Source organism: Nostoc sp. KVJ20 (genome assembly GCF_001712795.1).
GTDB lineage: Bacteria > Cyanobacteriota > Cyanobacteriia > Cyanobacteriales > Nostocaceae > Nostoc.
Genome location: NZ_KV757625.1, coordinates 1,477 through 16,544 on the forward strand (window position 1 = coordinate 1,477; position 15,068 = coordinate 16,544).

Annotated in this window: 14 protein-coding genes and 1 pseudogene; 5 read left to right on the plus strand and 10 right to left on the minus strand. The window is 42.4% G+C overall.

Features of this window, described 5'->3' with window-relative positions; translation table 11 throughout:
• Window positions 1–633: pseudogene (locus tag A4S05_RS43375) on the minus strand (integrin alpha); the annotation flags it as partial.
• Window positions 634–694: 61 nt separating this feature from the next.
• Complete coding sequence (locus A4S05_RS17260) at window positions 695–1,756, minus strand: TIGR03032 family protein (protein ID WP_069071032.1); 1,062 nt, start codon at window positions 1,754–1,756, stop codon at window positions 695–697.
• 546 nt (window positions 1,757–2,302) lie between these two features.
• Between A4S05_RS17260 and A4S05_RS17265 the strand changes: the two genes are divergently transcribed.
• Window positions 2,303–3,223 carry an alpha/beta hydrolase gene (locus A4S05_RS17265; RefSeq protein ID WP_176727027.1) on the plus strand — a complete coding sequence of 307 codons (921 nt, stop codon included), beginning with the start codon at window positions 2,303–2,305 and terminating at the stop codon, window positions 3,221–3,223.
• 112 nt (window positions 3,224–3,335) lie between these two features.
• Here A4S05_RS17265 and arsS read toward each other — a convergent pair whose 3' ends face one another.
• The 3 genes from arsS to arsM all read right to left on the minus strand — a co-directional run bounded on the left by arsS (window position 3,336) and on the right by arsM (window position 6,547).
• Window positions 3,336–4,343 carry an arsenosugar biosynthesis radical SAM (seleno)protein ArsS gene (arsS, locus tag A4S05_RS17270; RefSeq protein WP_069071033.1) on the minus strand — a complete coding sequence of 336 codons (1,008 nt, stop codon included), beginning with the start codon at window positions 4,341–4,343 and terminating at the stop codon, window positions 3,336–3,338.
• Window positions 4,344–4,511: 168 nt separating this feature from the next.
• Entirely contained in the window at window positions 4,512–5,471 is a 960-nt protein-coding gene (locus A4S05_RS17275; RefSeq protein ID WP_069071034.1) for an inorganic phosphate transporter, read from the minus strand.
• 107 nt (window positions 5,472–5,578) lie between these two features.
• Window positions 5,579–6,547, minus strand: coding sequence for an arsenosugar biosynthesis arsenite methyltransferase ArsM (arsM, locus tag A4S05_RS17280; RefSeq protein WP_069071035.1), 969 nt, complete (start codon window positions 6,545–6,547; stop codon window positions 5,579–5,581).
• Here arsM and A4S05_RS17285 point away from each other — a divergent pair.
• On the plus strand, window positions 6,546–6,794 hold the full coding sequence (locus A4S05_RS17285; protein WP_069071036.1) for a hypothetical protein: 249 nt from the start codon (window positions 6,546–6,548) through the stop codon (window positions 6,792–6,794). The genes arsM and A4S05_RS17285 overlap by 2 nt on opposite strands.
• Here A4S05_RS17285 and A4S05_RS17290 read toward each other — a convergent pair.
• Both A4S05_RS17290 and A4S05_RS17295 read right to left on the minus strand, forming a co-directional pair.
• Entirely contained in the window at window positions 6,783–7,460 is a 678-nt protein-coding gene (locus A4S05_RS17290; protein WP_069071037.1) for a response regulator transcription factor, read from the minus strand. The two genes, A4S05_RS17285 and A4S05_RS17290, sit on opposite strands and share 12 nt — an antisense overlap.
• A 190-nt stretch (window positions 7,461–7,650) precedes the next feature.
• The gene (locus tag A4S05_RS17295) at window positions 7,651–7,938 is read right to left on the minus strand and encodes a Mo-dependent nitrogenase C-terminal domain-containing protein (RefSeq protein ID WP_069071038.1); all 288 of its coding nucleotides are present in this window, start codon (window positions 7,936–7,938) and stop codon (window positions 7,651–7,653) included.
• Between the two features lie 509 nt (window positions 7,939–8,447).
• On the opposite strand from A4S05_RS17295, the gene A4S05_RS17300 reads away from it, so the two are divergent.
• Complete coding sequence (locus A4S05_RS17300; protein WP_069071075.1) at window positions 8,448–9,065, plus strand: class I SAM-dependent methyltransferase; 618 nt, start codon at window positions 8,448–8,450, stop codon at window positions 9,063–9,065.
• 108 nt (window positions 9,066–9,173) lie between these two features.
• Here the strand turns inward: A4S05_RS17300 and A4S05_RS17305 are convergent, their stop codons facing one another.
• Together A4S05_RS17305 and A4S05_RS17310 are read right to left on the minus strand one after the other, a co-directional pair.
• Window positions 9,174–9,671, minus strand: a complete 498-nt coding sequence (locus A4S05_RS17305) for a GNAT family N-acetyltransferase (protein WP_069071039.1) — start codon at window positions 9,669–9,671, stop codon at window positions 9,174–9,176.
• 496 nt (window positions 9,672–10,167) lie between these two features.
• Window positions 10,168–11,841, minus strand: coding sequence for a mechanosensitive ion channel (locus A4S05_RS17310; RefSeq protein ID WP_069071040.1), 1,674 nt, complete (start codon window positions 11,839–11,841; stop codon window positions 10,168–10,170).
• Window positions 11,842–12,093: 252 nt separating this feature from the next.
• Between A4S05_RS17310 and A4S05_RS17315 the strand changes: the two genes are divergently transcribed.
• Window positions 12,094–12,534, plus strand: coding sequence for an SRPBCC family protein (locus tag A4S05_RS17315; protein WP_069071041.1), 441 nt, complete (start codon window positions 12,094–12,096; stop codon window positions 12,532–12,534).
• 72 nt (window positions 12,535–12,606) lie between these two features.
• On the opposite strand, the gene A4S05_RS17320 is transcribed toward A4S05_RS17315, so the two are convergent.
• The gene (locus tag A4S05_RS17320) at window positions 12,607–13,431 is read right to left on the minus strand and encodes a SirB1 family protein (RefSeq protein WP_069071042.1); all 825 of its coding nucleotides are present in this window, start codon (window positions 13,429–13,431) and stop codon (window positions 12,607–12,609) included.
• Window positions 13,432–14,062: 631 nt separating this feature from the next.
• Here A4S05_RS17320 and A4S05_RS17325 point away from each other — a divergent pair.
• On the plus strand, window positions 14,063–14,716 hold the full coding sequence (locus A4S05_RS17325; protein WP_084227140.1) for a PEP-CTERM sorting domain-containing protein: 654 nt from the start codon (window positions 14,063–14,065) through the stop codon (window positions 14,714–14,716).
• Window positions 14,717–15,068: the final 352 nt, after the last annotated feature.

Sequence of the window (15,068 nt, forward strand, 5' to 3'; positions counted from 1 at the left end):
CACCACGTAGCTTGACCCTGCCTCAGACTGACCGTTGGGGGAGGCAAAGATTGCTCCGATAATCAGGTCATCAAAGCCGTCGCCGTTGATGTCCCCCGCACTGCTGACAGACCTGCCTGAGGAGTCACCCGCATCAATACCGTTAATCACAAAGCCGTTGCTACCATCTAGGGACGAGAGGTTGAGTTGGGCATCAAAGCCACTATTGCTGCCAAACACCACGTAGCTTGACCCTGCCCCAGACTGACCGTTGGGGTCGGCATTTGGTGCTCCGATAATCAGGTCATCAAAGCCGTCGCCGTTAATATCCCCCGCACTGCTGACAGAAAAGCCTGATAAGTCAGACTCAGCAATGCCGTTAATCACAAAGCCGTTGCTGCCATCTAGGGACGAGAGGTTGAATTGGGCATCAAAGCCACTATTGCTGCCAAACACCACATAGCTTGACCCTGCCCCAGACTGACCGTTGGGGGAGGCAAAGATTGCTCCGATAATCAGGTCATCAAAGCCGTCGCCGTTGATGTCTCCTGCACTGCTGACAGAAAAGCCTGATCTGTCAGACTCAGCAATGCCGTTAATCACAAAGCCGTTGCTACCGTTAAGCTCAGATAGATTTAAAACTGCATTAGCCATTGTTGTTGATTCTCCTTATGATTTTTTTTGTCGGCTCTAGAAACGTGAAATTTCAGGTCTCTCATCCCATCGTCACTATTCGCCGAATTTCATCACTCTTAAAACCGATCGCCATTGGATGACGCACCTCTGGTAGTGCCACCACGTCGTATAATTCCAGTACCGCCCCCTCCATTCGCAGGGAATGCACAATATCCCCGCTTTTCAGTTCAATTACTAATAGCCCACAGCGAGGTTCAGCATTTTTTTGCAATAATTTCTCGTCTAGAGGCAAACCACTAAAAGTCTTGTTGTGCCTGGGCTGAGAAACTCCGACGATCGCAAAGTCGCCATGAAATGCACAACCACGCATATATCCCGGACAAAATGCTACAGGTTCAAAGCTGCCCCGTTTCAAGTCTAGGTAGCCAAAATCTCCTGTCCCAGAGTTGAGTAACCACAGCTTATCTTTATACCACCGAGGCGAATGGGGCATGGAAAGTCCCGTGGTGACTATCTCGTTACTTTCCACATCAATGACGCAACCACCATCGGCCCGCCTGTCCCGCCATCCTTCTGCCACATCCGACTGACTCACAGCAGTGACGTATCTGGGTTGACCATCTCGCATTGCTAATCCGTTGAGATGACATCTGTCTTCTGCTGCCAATTTACTAATAAACGGCGGTTGCCACAGAGGAATGAAACTGTGGGTTTGACTGACTTTTGCTAAACAGCTAAATAAAGTATTGACAAATATTAGATTCTCTGAATCATTATTTGCTTGAGAATTACTTAGGGCGATATCATGGATATCTAAGTCTCCAGTCACATAACTCACTTGGGGCAAATAGACGGCATCGTAGTTGTGGTGAACTTGTCCCGGTTGTAGGATGTTTTCAAAGCGCCACAGTTGATATAGCGAACTCATGTATAAGCTGCTACCTTGAGCATACAAACCCATGCAACGTTGAAAGGTGCGCTCGAAAACGGATAGTTTGCCGCTAGATTGCAAGCCGATGAAAAATAATTTCCCTGCTTGATAAGTGGTAAACGCCAGACTCAGATTTTGCTCGAATAGCCAGGGAGTAAACTGGCGGGAAGCGTTCACCTCGAAGGCAGGAGCTACAGGATTTTGATTCATTTTTCTCCTAGCAAGGAAGATGAAAGATATTCACGAGGCAGAAAGAACTGACGCTTCAAAATGTGGGATTGAAGTAAGGATTGCTACCAATACGGTTCGGATAAGCATTTTTCATTTTCCTTGTGGTCTGGGGAAAGGGTAAGGGGTAAAGGGTAAAGGATGTATTCAAAACCTTTCCCCTTTTCCCTTTCCCCTTTAACCGAACCGTATTGGGATCGCTACTTTCTGTAGCCAGTAAAATCCTTCCAGTGCAGTGGCTTCGCATTGTATCTTGCTGCACTTGACGCTCGTATCAATATCTTCTTTTTAAACTGGGTTTTCTACTGAGAACTAAAGTTGTTGTTAATACTTATTTCCTCCAGCAAAAACTGCTTTCTGTGAATAAGAATAGAATGTTGGTCATCGTTTCTTGTCCGTTCTTTTTTTACCACTTAAGCAAAGTCATGTAACCTTCTTTACCTAATCTTCATAATTTGAATTCCTGTACATCAGATAAATCTTGACTTTTTATTAGCTTGTTGGGAAAATACGTAAAAAATTAACCCTATGATTGACCATAGCGATCGCATACTCTCTCATAGAGAAGGTACATTCCCAGGTGTTGGAGGACTTCACCTGTATTATCAAAGCTGGCATCCACAGGGTAAAGTCCGGGCAATCTTAGCCATTTTGCATGGACTTGGAGCACACAGCGATCGCTACGGCAATGTAATTCAGCATTTGATACCTAAGCAATATGCTGTCTATAGTTTTGATTTACGTGGTCATGGAAACTCACCAGGTCAGCAAGGCTATATCAACGCTTGGAGTGAATTTCGCGACGACCTAGGAGCTTTTTTACAGTTAATTCAGACTCAGAATCCTGGATGCCCAGTTTTTCTCTTGGGTCACAGTTTAGGCGCAGTGATTGTCTTAGATTACATTCTGCGCTATCCCCAACAAGCATCATTATTACAGGGTGCGATCGCTCTGGCGCCAACCTTGGGCAAAGTTGGGGTTTCACCAATTCGGGTACTTTTAGGAAAAATGCTCTCACGGGTGTGGCCGCGTTTCACCCTGAATACAGGCATTGACATCAGCGCTGGTTCACGAGATCCGCAGGTCTTAGCCGCCTATGCCCAAGATACACTGCGACATACCCGTGCTACTGCCCGTCTAGCTACAGAATTTTTTGCAACAGTTGATTGGATTAATGCTCACGCAGGTGATTGGCAATTACCATTCTTGATTCTTCACGGTGGCGCAGACCGAGTAGCTTTACCAGCGGGAAGTGACATCTTTTACCAACGCGTAAATTGCCAAGATAAGCTGAGAATTGAGTATCCAGGAGCTTATCACGAAATTCAGAGTGACATAAATTACCGCGAGGTAATGGCTGATTTGGAAGATTGGTTGGAGCAACACCTACCATCTGAAGTGGCGCAGTTGGCACGGGGAAACGCTGAGTTAGAGTTTCCTAATTCTTAGCTTTCAGCAGGTGAGGCTTGATTACCGAAACAGTTCTGAGTGCTGACTTGGGAGCAAAAGTGCAAGATCAACCTCCTACCTCCTGCCTTCTGCCTCCTGCCTCCTGCCTCCTTCACAGCAAAGCACCACTACAACTAGAACCAGACCCAGCAGTGCAACCATAGCAATAAGCAGCAGTTTGTATCTCACTAATCAAGTCTAAACTCCCAGCTTCTAACAAGCGACCAACTGTCAAGGTTTCACCATTGCGAGTTTTTGCTGGCAAATTCATCATTTGGTTAAAGTCGCAATCATATACATTACCCAGATAGTCAATTGAAAGTTCATCGCGACACATTAAATGTTCAACTGTGCTGGGATTAAAATGCAACTCTAAAAACTGCAAATAGCTGGTGTACAGTTTTCTCCGTTCTAAATGCATTTTAGTTCTACCAACTGGTAGATTGGTAATGGTGAAGAGGTTGTTAAACACAATATCAAAATGTTCTTGTAAGAACATTTTGTAATCTTGTTCTAGGTTACTCTGTTCGGGAGCTAAGGAAAATTTTTCACCATTGGGCAACTGGGGATTAAAAACCAAGTCCAAAATTAAATTTTCGTCTTTACCATAGCCGAGTTGATTAAGCCACTGTAAAGCTTTGACTGAACTATCAAAAACACCAGCACCGCGCATTTTATCAACATTATCGACTAGATAACAGGGTAGAGAAGCCACAATTCTTACTTGGTGTTTAGCAAAGTATTCTGGTAAATCACCAAATGTATCTTCAAAATAAATGGTCAAATTAGACCGGACAATCACTTGTTTACCAGTTGCTCTTGCTGCTTCTACTAGTGGCTTAAATCCATAATTCATTTCTGGTGCGCCACCAGTCAAATCCACAATTTTAATTTCGGGAAATTTATGGATTACTGAAATCAATTGTTCGCAAATTTCAGGAGAAAGTTCTTCTGTACGTTTTGGCCCGGCTTCCACATGACAGTGTGTACAGGCGAGGTTACAACGCTTACCTAGATTAATTTGTAAAACAGTGATTCCTTTTTTTGTCAAAGGTGAACTGAGTTTGTGGTTAAACGGTGTGACCGCTGTATCTAGTGTAATTATTGATTGAGTTTGCATTATTTACTATTCCTTAAAAATCGCACAACTATATTCAATTTTTCGTAAGAATTCAGGAGTCAGAATTCAGGAGTCAGAATAACATTTGATGAATAAATATACTAATTATTCTAAATTCCTTATAAATTCTGACTTCTGACTCCTGGGTGCTGAATTCTTACAATTTTTCTAACCTTGCAATAATCTGTAGGTTATCCCACTAATAATTGCAGCAGTAGGTAAAGTTAAAATCCACGATAGTAGGATCTGATAAAAAACACGCGTATTGGCTTTTTTGCTAATTAATCCTACTCCAAAAATAGAACCAACTGAAATGTGAGTAGTGGAAACTGGAAGCCCAAACCGACTAGCAAAAATGACCAGAACTCCAGTTACTATGTTTGCTGATAAGCCTTGAGTATGATTCATTGAGGTAATCTTTTCACTCATAGTTACTGCAACTTTTTGGGAGTTGAGTAAACCGCCAAGTGCCATTGCGATCGCTATTGTGATCATTCCTCCCTGAATTGAGAAATACTCAATAATCAGGATGAGTGAAACAATTTTAGGAGTGTCATTTAATCCTCTCGTAAAACTGACAATTCCAGCGCTGATAAAATGGCAAGTATCAATCATTTTTTGATTGACTGGTAGATGCCATTTTGAATTAATATAGTTAGATAAACTGTAAATTCCTGCTCCCAAGGAAATAGCAATAATTGGACTGAGTAATAGAGGTAAAATAAAGTAAGTTCCCAAAAGTGCAAAATTAACTTGAAGTCCAAATGCTACTAATCCAGCACCAAGAATAGCACCTGTCAAACTGTGAGTAGTAGAAATGGGAAACCCCATCAGAGTGGCGATGAGTACAGTTAAACCAGCAGCGATCGCTACTGCTATATGAAACTCTGGGGCGTTAGCGATCGCATCAGGTAATAGTCCTTTCCCTGAGAACTTTTTAATTAATGCCCCTGCGAAAAAAGTCGCAGTTATTGCACCAGCAAAGGTTGTAAAAGTTGCCCACAAAATTGCTGTTTGATAGCTGCTTGTTCGGCTACCAAACAGCGTTGCTACACCTTTGAAATTATCATTTGCACCATTTGAATATGCTAAAAAAAGCGTAGCTAAAAACAGACTAATTAACAACATTTTGGGGTTATAAAGAAAAAGTCATAATCCAGAATTCAATTTTCCATTCATTACCCATTTGCACAGAATTATTTTGAATTCTGACACCTGAATTTATTATTAAAAAATTAACAGCAACCACCACCGCTATAGTGCCACGTTGAATTGGTAACAATTATTTCTAGTGGCTTAATGGCAGCAAGTTTAGCAGCAGTTTTATCACATACGCCTGAGGGAATACCTAGCTGAAGTAGATGACCTGCTGAATCATCAAAGAAGGGTTCAGAACCAGCATAAATTGCTGTTTTACCAGTAAAAATGCAAGCACCATCTTCTGGAATATCGACTTTAAAAGAGACAGAATCCAGACTTTCTAAAAGTAGGTTTTCTTCTAAATTATAAGTCTGAGAATCTAGGAGACGGTAAGGACGACGGGCGCGAATTTCAATTTGACCAAACCCAGCATTTATAATCCGTTCAGTATACTCTTGATATGTGAGTGCACCTGATAAACACATGGCTCTCAGTCGCTCATCTTGTTGAAGATGTGCTGGAATTGGACGAGTAGCAATTGGATCGCTCATTTGCAAACGTCCACCTGGTTTTAATACCCGATATGCTTCTTTTAAAGCGCGGGTTAAATCTTCTGGCTCAAAGATGTTGAAAAGGCAATTCTGTGCCACGATATCAACGCTACCATCAGCAACAGGTAAGTTAAAAGCATCGCCTTCGCAGATTTCTACAAAGCTGGGGTCAAACCAGGGGTTTTCTTGAGCAGCAATTTCCAAATTACGTTTGGCTGCTTCCCGCATAGCCCCAACCGGTTCAACGGCAACTACAGCACTTGCATGACGGGAAAAATAAGCAAATTGCAACGCTTCTAAGCCGCCACCAACGCCGACATAAAGCACAGTAGGCTGGTTTCCTAGTTCGGTGGGGTGAACAGTAGTGCCACAACCATAGTTCATTTCCTGCATTGGCAAAGGAATTTTTAATCCTGGTAGTTGCAGGGGCGTACTTTGCACGCAACAAAGTCCAACTTGCGGGGTTTGGGCAACTTCGCTATAGAATTGCGCTGCTGTTTCTAAATAGGTCATGCAATTTTGGATTTTGGATTATCACAGCTTTGTGCATCCTAATATAATTAACTCCGAGTTGGATGAGTTTTTGCTGAGGTTGCCAAAAACCCCAAATATTCCTAAGATAGAAAGCTTTGGGGTTTTACCGTTATTTGATACTGGAAGGGGGACAACGAAGGTAGGAGGAGATGAGGGAAAATGCACCATAATGCCCAATGCCCAATGCCCCATGCCCAATGCCCAATGCCCAAAGTCAATCACGTAATGTGTAACCAACACCGCTCACAGTCTGAATAAGGCATTTTTCGTTATTGGCTTCAAGTTTCAGGCGCAGGTAGCGAATGTAAGCTTCAATGATGTTGGTATCGCCCATGAAGTCATAACCCCAGACTTCCTCTAAAATGCGATCGCACGTAATTACCTCTCGCGGATGAGCCAGTAGATATTCTAGTAAATCAAATTCCTTAGCAGTTAGCTCAATTAACCGTTGATCTCGGTACACTTCCCGCGTGCGACGATTTAAACTCAGGTCTTCAAATTCTAAAATATCTGCTGTGTCTAGTTGGTGGTTTCTTCGCAAGTGGTTGCGGACTCTGGCTAATAATTCATCAACGCTGAAGGGTTTAACGAGGTAATCATCAGCACCAGCGTCTAAGCCTGCAATGCGATCGCTCACTTCATCTTTAACGGTTAATAAAATTATCGGCACTTTATCAGCTATACTTCGCAGACGGCGACAAATTTCCAACCCCGACACACCTGGCAACATCCAGTCTAAAATTACTAAATCCAGATGCAACTCCCGCGCTGCGGTGAGTGCAGTCAATCCATCGTAGGCAATACTGACTTGATAGCCTTCATAATTCAATTCCAATTCGACAAATCGTGCCAGTTTGACTTCATCTTCAACCAGTAAGATGTGCGTCCTGATGATGTTAATGATTTCAGCAGGATACGGTAAGCAAAAATACTGTCTGGAAACACTGTCTTCGAGGTGCCAGCTAATTAATAGCTAAACATCTAATTAGGTGTACGTTAGCTTAGTATAAACCTGAGTAGGTAACAACCGTAAGTCTGCAATTACCGATAGCTCCTTGATCAAAGAACTATTCAACTGGCTATCAGCAATAAGCCGTGACATCTTCACCGCATTCATCGGCAAGATAACAGAGCGCTTTAAAACGCAAACCAACCACTTCCTCGTATAGGGGATTTAATTTACACATCGGTGGAATGTGAAATAACTTCCGACCAAATAGCGTGATGTCTCGCTCAAAGGGACACTGAGCAGGAATAACTTTGCACAGAAAATGAGCCAATTTGGAGTTATGAATTTCTATCGTTTCCAACCACTCGCGGACTGGGTGCAGTAGATTATTATGTAACCGAATTTGAATAAAGCTTGTCATAATTTTTCACCTTGATAAATTCAAACTAGATTGAGTTTTTTGTATTTGAACCTCTATAGGAATGCGCTTTGATTTCTGAACGAATTTGCGTAGACAGGCAATAGTCAAGAAGGCTTCTTAGTGGTACTGAGTTTTTTTACCAAATCAAATATGAGTCCTATATAAATAGATACGGTTAGGTTCTATAGTTTTATGCACTGATTGCTCGTTCTTTAGTTCTCTACAGAGATAAAATGAGTTTCTAGGCACACTATTAACTACAAATTCAAGTGCTACAGTTCCCGATAATTTGTCAAAGCGAACATATCTTTTGTGCCAAACTGCATTGTCGTAAGATAGTCGATGCGTTGTTTTATGCGGTAGGCTAACGCACCGACTATCTTAACTAACCCGACAAAAGCCAGATATTATAACCAATTCAGAACCGCTATAGTTAATTTGTGTTGTTAACCAACTTCTTGGAGGCGCAGCTAAAAAAGCATCAAGCTTTAAAGAAGCTGCGAAAACTAATGAGTGATGACTTTTTCAGTAATAAAAAGCTACTTTTTGATCTATGGGCACCAAGTTATGACTGGCTCTTTCCTTCAATATTTTATCGAGCTGTTCACAAACGGTTGCTGGAATACGTCGATTTACCAGAGTCAGCAAATGTACTTGATATAGGTTGTGGTACTGGACGCTTACTTGAGCGCCTTGCTACTCAGTTTCCCGATCTGCGAGCCACCGGATTGGATTTATCTGCTAATATGTTGCGGGTAGCAAGACAGAGCAACCGCCACCGCCCACGTTTAATTTATATCGAGGGAAAAGCTGAGTCTCTTCCCTTTGCTGATGGTCAATTTAATGCTGTTTTCAGCACTATCAGCTTCTTACATTATTTAGAACCTAAACAAGTGCTTAGTGAGATAGCACGGGTACTTTCTCCCGGTGGACGCTTTTATTTGGTTGACATTACTTCCACAAAAGAGACAGAACCCCAATTATTGCCCATCTCTCCTCGTGGAATTCGACTCTACAGCCCTAATCAACGTCAACTTCTTGGTTCCTCCGCTGGCTTATTGTGTTTGAATCACCATTATTTACTAGGGCCTGTCTTACTAACGATTTTTGCTAAACCTGCGATTTGAAAATAGGTAATAGGGGATGGGGAGTGGGGAGTGGGGAATGGGGAATGGGGGAAAGTAAAGGGTTGCAAATAGCTTTTTTCAAGCTTAATTTTGCATATCATATTTTAATTACGAATTAGTCTGACCTCGATATTCCATAAGCACCACAGGAACTTTGAGCAGCCTTTTAGCTAATTGCGAGAATCTATATTTACCCTTGAGTGTAGACAAGCCTCTTGTACTGGGAAATTTTGGCAAGTCTTCAAAAGATATTGGCACAAAGTCAAAGCGACCGTAAAACTGCGCCAGTCGTTGACCTAAACATTCTAGATAAAGTGGTTGCGTTGCTGTATTGATCAAATGCTGCGTTAGCAAAGTACCCAAACCGCGACCTCTCCAAGCTGATGCAACGACCAAACTACCAAGTTCTTGTGCCCCTGAGAAATTACGTAGCTGTCCGCAAGCTACGAGATTTCCATCGCATTCAATTACCCAAAATTGCTGCCAATTTAATTGGGTTGGGTCGAGTTTCGCTGAGAATACCAGCAATCGAATCGACCACTGATCCGCAGAGATTGCTTTGCGAAGGACACACCCAGATGGTAACGATAGATTGCTCTGGTTCATTAAATTACACTTTGATGATTTATCGAGTAAGGCAGAAGGCAGATAGCGCAGCCTTAGTGAGTCCGTGCGCGTCAGGCTTTCTGCCTCCTGTCTCCCAATACTGCTTGGGTAAAGCATTTTGAACACGAAATTGGGTTTTGGGAAAAGGTTAAAGGATAAAGGTTAAAGGTTTTTTCTTTCCCCTTACCCCTTACCCAATTCCCCAAAACCCGACAAGTATTGTCCTGTCTCCTTGCTCCAACTCAATACGGTTCAGTTAAGGTACATAGTTCTTAAAGATCCCCCTTATTCCCCCTTAAAAAGGGGGAAATAGAGCCATTCTTAGCCCCCTTTTTAAGGGGGAAGGGGGTTGGGGGGATCGAGTCTTATCCGAACCGTATTTAGCTCTAACTTTCAAGCTCTTAGTTAAAATTGCCGATAGATGTTCTGCACTATTATTGATGCTTACGGCTACACTTTCCGAGATTTACAGATGAAGTTGCGCCTTCATCAATTTTTAATTTCTACCTTTGAAAGAGTTTAGCCATTCTTGAACTTGCTCTCGTGCAATATCGCGTCCTCCCAGACCAAAGGCTAGGGCGATCGCAACTGCGATCGCACCGAGTAAAAGTCCAAAGGCTAAATTCACAATATCACTGGCAACTCCAATCTGTTGCAGTGCCATTGCAGAGACTAAGGTAATGATGGCAATCCGCGCCACTTGACCTAAAATTTGTGCCTGACGTAGGCCTTGCCCGCCGAAGGCATCGCCAGAACTGGTAATGATGTTAAAAGCCAGATTTGCCAGAAATAAACCAATGGCAAAGATCACCAATCCTGCCAAAATCCGCCCGAATATAATCACAATTCCAGACACTAATGCTGTCAGGGCTGGAATATTCAAGATATTCACCGCCGCAACCGTTGCAAACAGCATGATACCCACTAAGGCAACAATACCTGCTATTTCCGATGGAGTGCGAGTTGGAGTAGGTTCAACTGTTGGTTCTGTTGAAATGACGATTCGTCTTGTGGGTGTTGTCAGACCCAAAATCGTGAAAATGTTATTAAAGCCTAAATTAGTGAGGATACTTGTCACCAAATCCGCGACAAATCGCCCGACAAAATAGGCAACAATCCAAATTGCGATGGCTGTGAAGATGGCAGGTAGGGCATTGAGAACCTGTTGCAGCATTGCGATCGCGGGTACGGATATCGCAGCAATTCCCAAAGCATTGAGAGCTGCGATCGCCACAGGAATCAAAATCAAAACATAGACAACTGTGCCGAGAATATTCGATAGAGGTTGCACTCCCGCACTTGCAGATAATCCCAACCGACTACCTAAATGATCGATGCCAGTTGTCGCCAGCAAGTTCGTTACAATCCGCCGGACTACATTAGCTATGAACCAGCCAACTACAGCAATTAATATTGCCGCTAAAATGTTCGGCAGAATTAGCAGAACTTCTGTAATTAGAGCTTGTACTGGTTGTAGAGCCTCCCTGAGTCCGAGAGTATCTAAAACTGGTGCGAGAAACAGTAAAAATATAAACCAATACAGAGCATTGCCAATTGTCTCACTTAGAGACAGCTGATTAAGGCTGGGTGTCCTGTCTTCTGGTTCTGGATTCAAACGCTCATCCAGATTGAACGCCTGTAATGAACGGACAGTGATAATCTTCACAATGGTCGCTAAAAACCAGGCGGCTCCCAAAAGGATTCCCGCACCAACCAACTTTGGCAAAAAGCCAATAAGTTGATTGAGAAAATTATTCAGGGGTCGAGAAGCTATCTCCAGATCCAATGTCTGTAAAACAGCTACCGCCGTCAACAGGATAATGCTCCAAAAAACTAAAGTGGAGATGATTTTCTCCACCTGTGGAACATCTTGACGACCCGTTATCCCAGAGGCAATACGGTTATCTATGTTTGTCCGATTGAGGATTCCTCGCGTCACCGCTGCTGCGATCGCAGCAATTAGCCAACCTACTAGTAAAATTGCTACCGCCCCCAGTAGACGGGGTGTAAACAGAATCAACTGCTGAACAATACCTTGCACATCAGCGATTCCTTGATTCACTGCTGGTTGCACCGGTTGTAGGCTGGGCGACTGTGCCAAAAATTGCTGTCCCCTCATCGATAAACCAATATCTATCAACTGGGTTATTCCCTGCCAAGTTGTGTTCATGGTTTTCCGGTATTAAGGTTTTTAGGTGTTTACCAAAAACACTGGAGATACTTATGAGATGCCTAGAGGGTGTTTGAATGAATAATGTTGCACCCCAGTAAGTTTACTAGTGTTTTGCCTATCAATTTACCAGCAAATTACCTGTAAACTCATTTTATTTATGATTTGGATAAATGCTCAATACTCAATTAATATGCTGAAAGTGCTTGATTTTGGGTTATTCTAAGTGGAGCAACAGCATAAAAAAGTAGAATGTCCCAAGTTTTGGAACAATCGATTCAAATTAATGCTACAGCTACGGTGGTGGAGCGCTGTATTAGTGATTTAACCCTCATGCACCGTTGGCTCAACCCCGTCTTGCGTTGCGAACCTGTGGGCGAAGCTTGGAGTACGGATATCGGCAGTGAAAGTCGTTTTATTATTCAAATTCCTCTACTAAAACCCACCTTGAATAGCGTAGTTGTCGAACGACAACCGGGTTTAGTAGTCTGGGAATTTCAGGGATTTTTTCAAGGACGCGATCGCTGGGAATGTCAACCCACAGAAAAGGGAACGCTCCTACTCAACCGCTTTGAGTACGATATCCCTAACCCATTAGTAAGTTGGGGTTTCAACACCTTCGCCGCATCTTGGACAAAAGCTGATATGCAAGCCCAGTTGCGCCGCCTCAAACGAGTCGCAGAAAATTCGTAATTGGGCATTGGGCATTGGTTCTTATTTCTCCCCCTACTCCCCCTACTCCCCCTCCTCGCCACTCCCCCCTCCCTACTTCTCTTTACCCAATTCCGTAAGTAGCCGCCGAATCACAGATGCATCCTCGGCATCGGGAACTTTTGCTAAATAATTTTGTAAGTCGTCTACGGCTTGGGGGTAGTAACCTAGTTGATAGTAGATCAAACCGCGATCGCGCAATTCTAAAGTTAAACCAGGAAACAACAATAAAATTCGTTCAACCGCTGCCAGTGTTTTTTCTAACTCTTGCTGTTTGAGGTAAATAAATTTTAAATTTGTCAGCATCCTTGCCAAAAATTGCCGATTACTGACTACGGCTAAAAATTCTGGTTGTAGCGTCACCGGCTGCTGATAAAGTTGAGATAGCCGTTCTTCGCAATCTTGGGCAAATATTATTTCACCACCATTGAAAGCATCGACGAAAATCTCTATATCTGGAATATCTGGGCGAATGAGGAAATGTCCTGGCATTCCCACACCCACCATCGGAAAATCAATCCGTCGAGCAACCTCTAGGTAAACTAGCGCTAAGGTAATGGGAATTCCCAGTCGGCGGTCAATTACATCATTCAAAAAGCTGTTGCGCGGGTCATAATAGTCAATTTTATTACCAGAAAACTTTAAATCCTCGTAAAGATACTGATTAATACTTTGAACTATCCGCAGAGGATATCGTGAATCAGGTAGGCGTTCTTGTAACTCCCATGCCATTGTATCAAGGGCATTGAGGTATTCTTCTTGGTCTAGCTTGGGATATTCTTCTTGTGCAATATACAAAGCTGCTTTTGCTAAGTCAATGTCCTCGTCAGACTGCTGAATCTCCTGGTAAAAATATTGTCGTGCTGACGAGAAATTCATAAGCTGTTGCTCGGTGGAAGTGTGAGGATGACCGCAGCTACGCCTAACTCAGGCATAACGGCTTGGCTAAAAACAGTTTTTTGGATCTATCTTTATCTTATGGATATTCAGAGGTTTTGGAAATGTCGTTTGTAGATAGCTGGATATGTACCTATTGCCAACTAACTTTTAGGACGGGCTGCACTCAGATGAAAAGTGCTGAGTTTGTATAGCATATTACTTAGCGTAAGCATGTATTTTTACACGTGAAATCCTATAAATTTATACAATTTTTATATAGTTATTAATTGAGCAATAGCAAATAATCGCTATAAAAACCTTATACACCATGTTTTTGACAGTTTTTCTATTTTAGAAAACAATAAATTATTCGTGTAAATTTTTAGTGAATATCAGTAATAATACTTGTTTTTTAAATTCAATTTAACAATAATAACAATGGTTATATATGTGGCTGAAATCAAGCTAATGCTATGTCAATGTCATACCAATTACTGCTTGTGTGTGCGATCGCTGCCAAAGGCTGAATCAGTGGGAGATTTTTGCCTAATTTCGCTGGCAAGTTTCTGTCAACTGGTAATGTATAGCAATTTTACTCTTAACATCCTCAATACTTAAGGACATTTGTTTTATGACAATATCCACCGTTATGAAAAAGTTATACCTAGCTACTGCTGGAGTAACTTGTCTCACTCTGGCGACACTAGGATCAGGAAAGGCACAAGCAGTAGACACTGTGATTGACTTTGATAGCTTGTTGGATCTTGAGATTGTTGATAACCAATTCCTGAATCAAGGTGTAGACTTTAACGGTACAGCATCAATTCTCCAATTAGGTTCAAGCTTAAATTCTTTGTTTCCACCCGTCTCTGCGAATAACTTAATTTATGATAATCCTTCTCTTGGTAATGGGATTATCCGTGTTGATGCTGTAAATTCGCTTTGGTCATCTGTGGGTGGTTTTGTAACTGGAACTACAAATGTTACTTTGACAGCTTATGCTTCTGATAATTCTATTTTAGGTGCAGTATCAACGGGTGGGGCTAACTTTCAAGATGCCGGCACAGGTTTATTGCCTAATATATTTCTATCTCTTACTGCTCCAGATATTTCATATATCACATTTCAAGATAGTGGAAATACTTATACAGTAGATAATTTTACATTTAGTAGTCAATCTGTTCCCGAACCAACTTCCATGTTGGGTTTCTTCGCATTAGGAGCTTTTAGTGCTACTTCTTTTGTGAAGCGTAAACAGCCACAGAATGCGGCTACTAAAGCTTGAAGAAGAATACAGAATTCAGCAATCTGGATGCTCTCTATGAGACGATCTTGCTATTTTCTACGTAATAATACATAGCTTTTACAGAGAAGATATCCGCTTTTTCGGTCAGAATACTCAAATGAAAAACTCTACGCCACTTACGGGATGGAGTTTTTGGGCATGGGGAATCGGGCATAGGGTATAGGGAAGATGTTACCTGTTTGGCCCATGCCCAGTGCCCCAAGCGACGGGGCGACATCCCTCTCCACGCCACTTGCAGGATGGAGTTTCCCGTCGCTTTCAATGAATTCTGACTCTTGATTCCTGACTCCTGTGCAAATCGGGAATTTAACAGAGCGGCATTTTTCGCTAC

Excerpts from the sequence above, each read along its gene's own strand:
- A4S05_RS17315 (WP_069071041.1), top strand. The coding sequence starts at position 12,094 with ATGTCCCAAGTTTTGGAACAATCGATTCAAATTAATGCTACAGCTACG.
- A4S05_RS17320 (WP_069071042.1), bottom strand. The coding sequence starts at position 13,431 with ATGAATTTCTCGTCAGCACGACAATATTTTTACCAGGAGATTCAGCAG.
- A4S05_RS17265 (WP_176727027.1), top strand. The coding sequence starts at position 2,303 with ATGATTGACCATAGCGATCGCATACTCTCTCATAGAGAAGGTACATTC.
- A4S05_RS17305 (WP_069071039.1), bottom strand. The coding sequence starts at position 9,671 with ATGAACCAGAGCAATCTATCGTTACCATCTGGGTGTGTCCTTCGCAAA.
- A4S05_RS17295 (WP_069071038.1), bottom strand. The coding sequence starts at position 7,938 with ATGACAAGCTTTATTCAAATTCGGTTACATAATAATCTACTGCACCCA.
- A4S05_RS17285 (WP_069071036.1), top strand. The coding sequence starts at position 6,546 with ATGCAATTTTGGATTTTGGATTATCACAGCTTTGTGCATCCTAATATA.
- A4S05_RS17300 (WP_069071075.1), top strand. The coding sequence starts at position 8,448 with ATGAGTGATGACTTTTTCAGTAATAAAAAGCTACTTTTTGATCTATGG.
- A4S05_RS17275 (WP_069071034.1), bottom strand. The coding sequence starts at position 5,471 with ATGTTGTTAATTAGTCTGTTTTTAGCTACGCTTTTTTTAGCATATTCA.
- arsS (WP_069071033.1), bottom strand. The coding sequence starts at position 4,343 with ATGCAAACTCAATCAATAATTACACTAGATACAGCGGTCACACCGTTT.
- A4S05_RS17260 (WP_069071032.1), bottom strand. The coding sequence starts at position 1,756 with ATGAATCAAAATCCTGTAGCTCCTGCCTTCGAGGTGAACGCTTCCCGC.
- A4S05_RS17325 (WP_084227140.1), top strand. The coding sequence starts at position 14,063 with ATGACAATATCCACCGTTATGAAAAAGTTATACCTAGCTACTGCTGGA.
- A4S05_RS17310 (WP_069071040.1), bottom strand. The coding sequence starts at position 11,841 with ATGAACACAACTTGGCAGGGAATAACCCAGTTGATAGATATTGGTTTA.
- arsM (WP_069071035.1), bottom strand. The coding sequence starts at position 6,547 with ATGACCTATTTAGAAACAGCAGCGCAATTCTATAGCGAAGTTGCCCAA.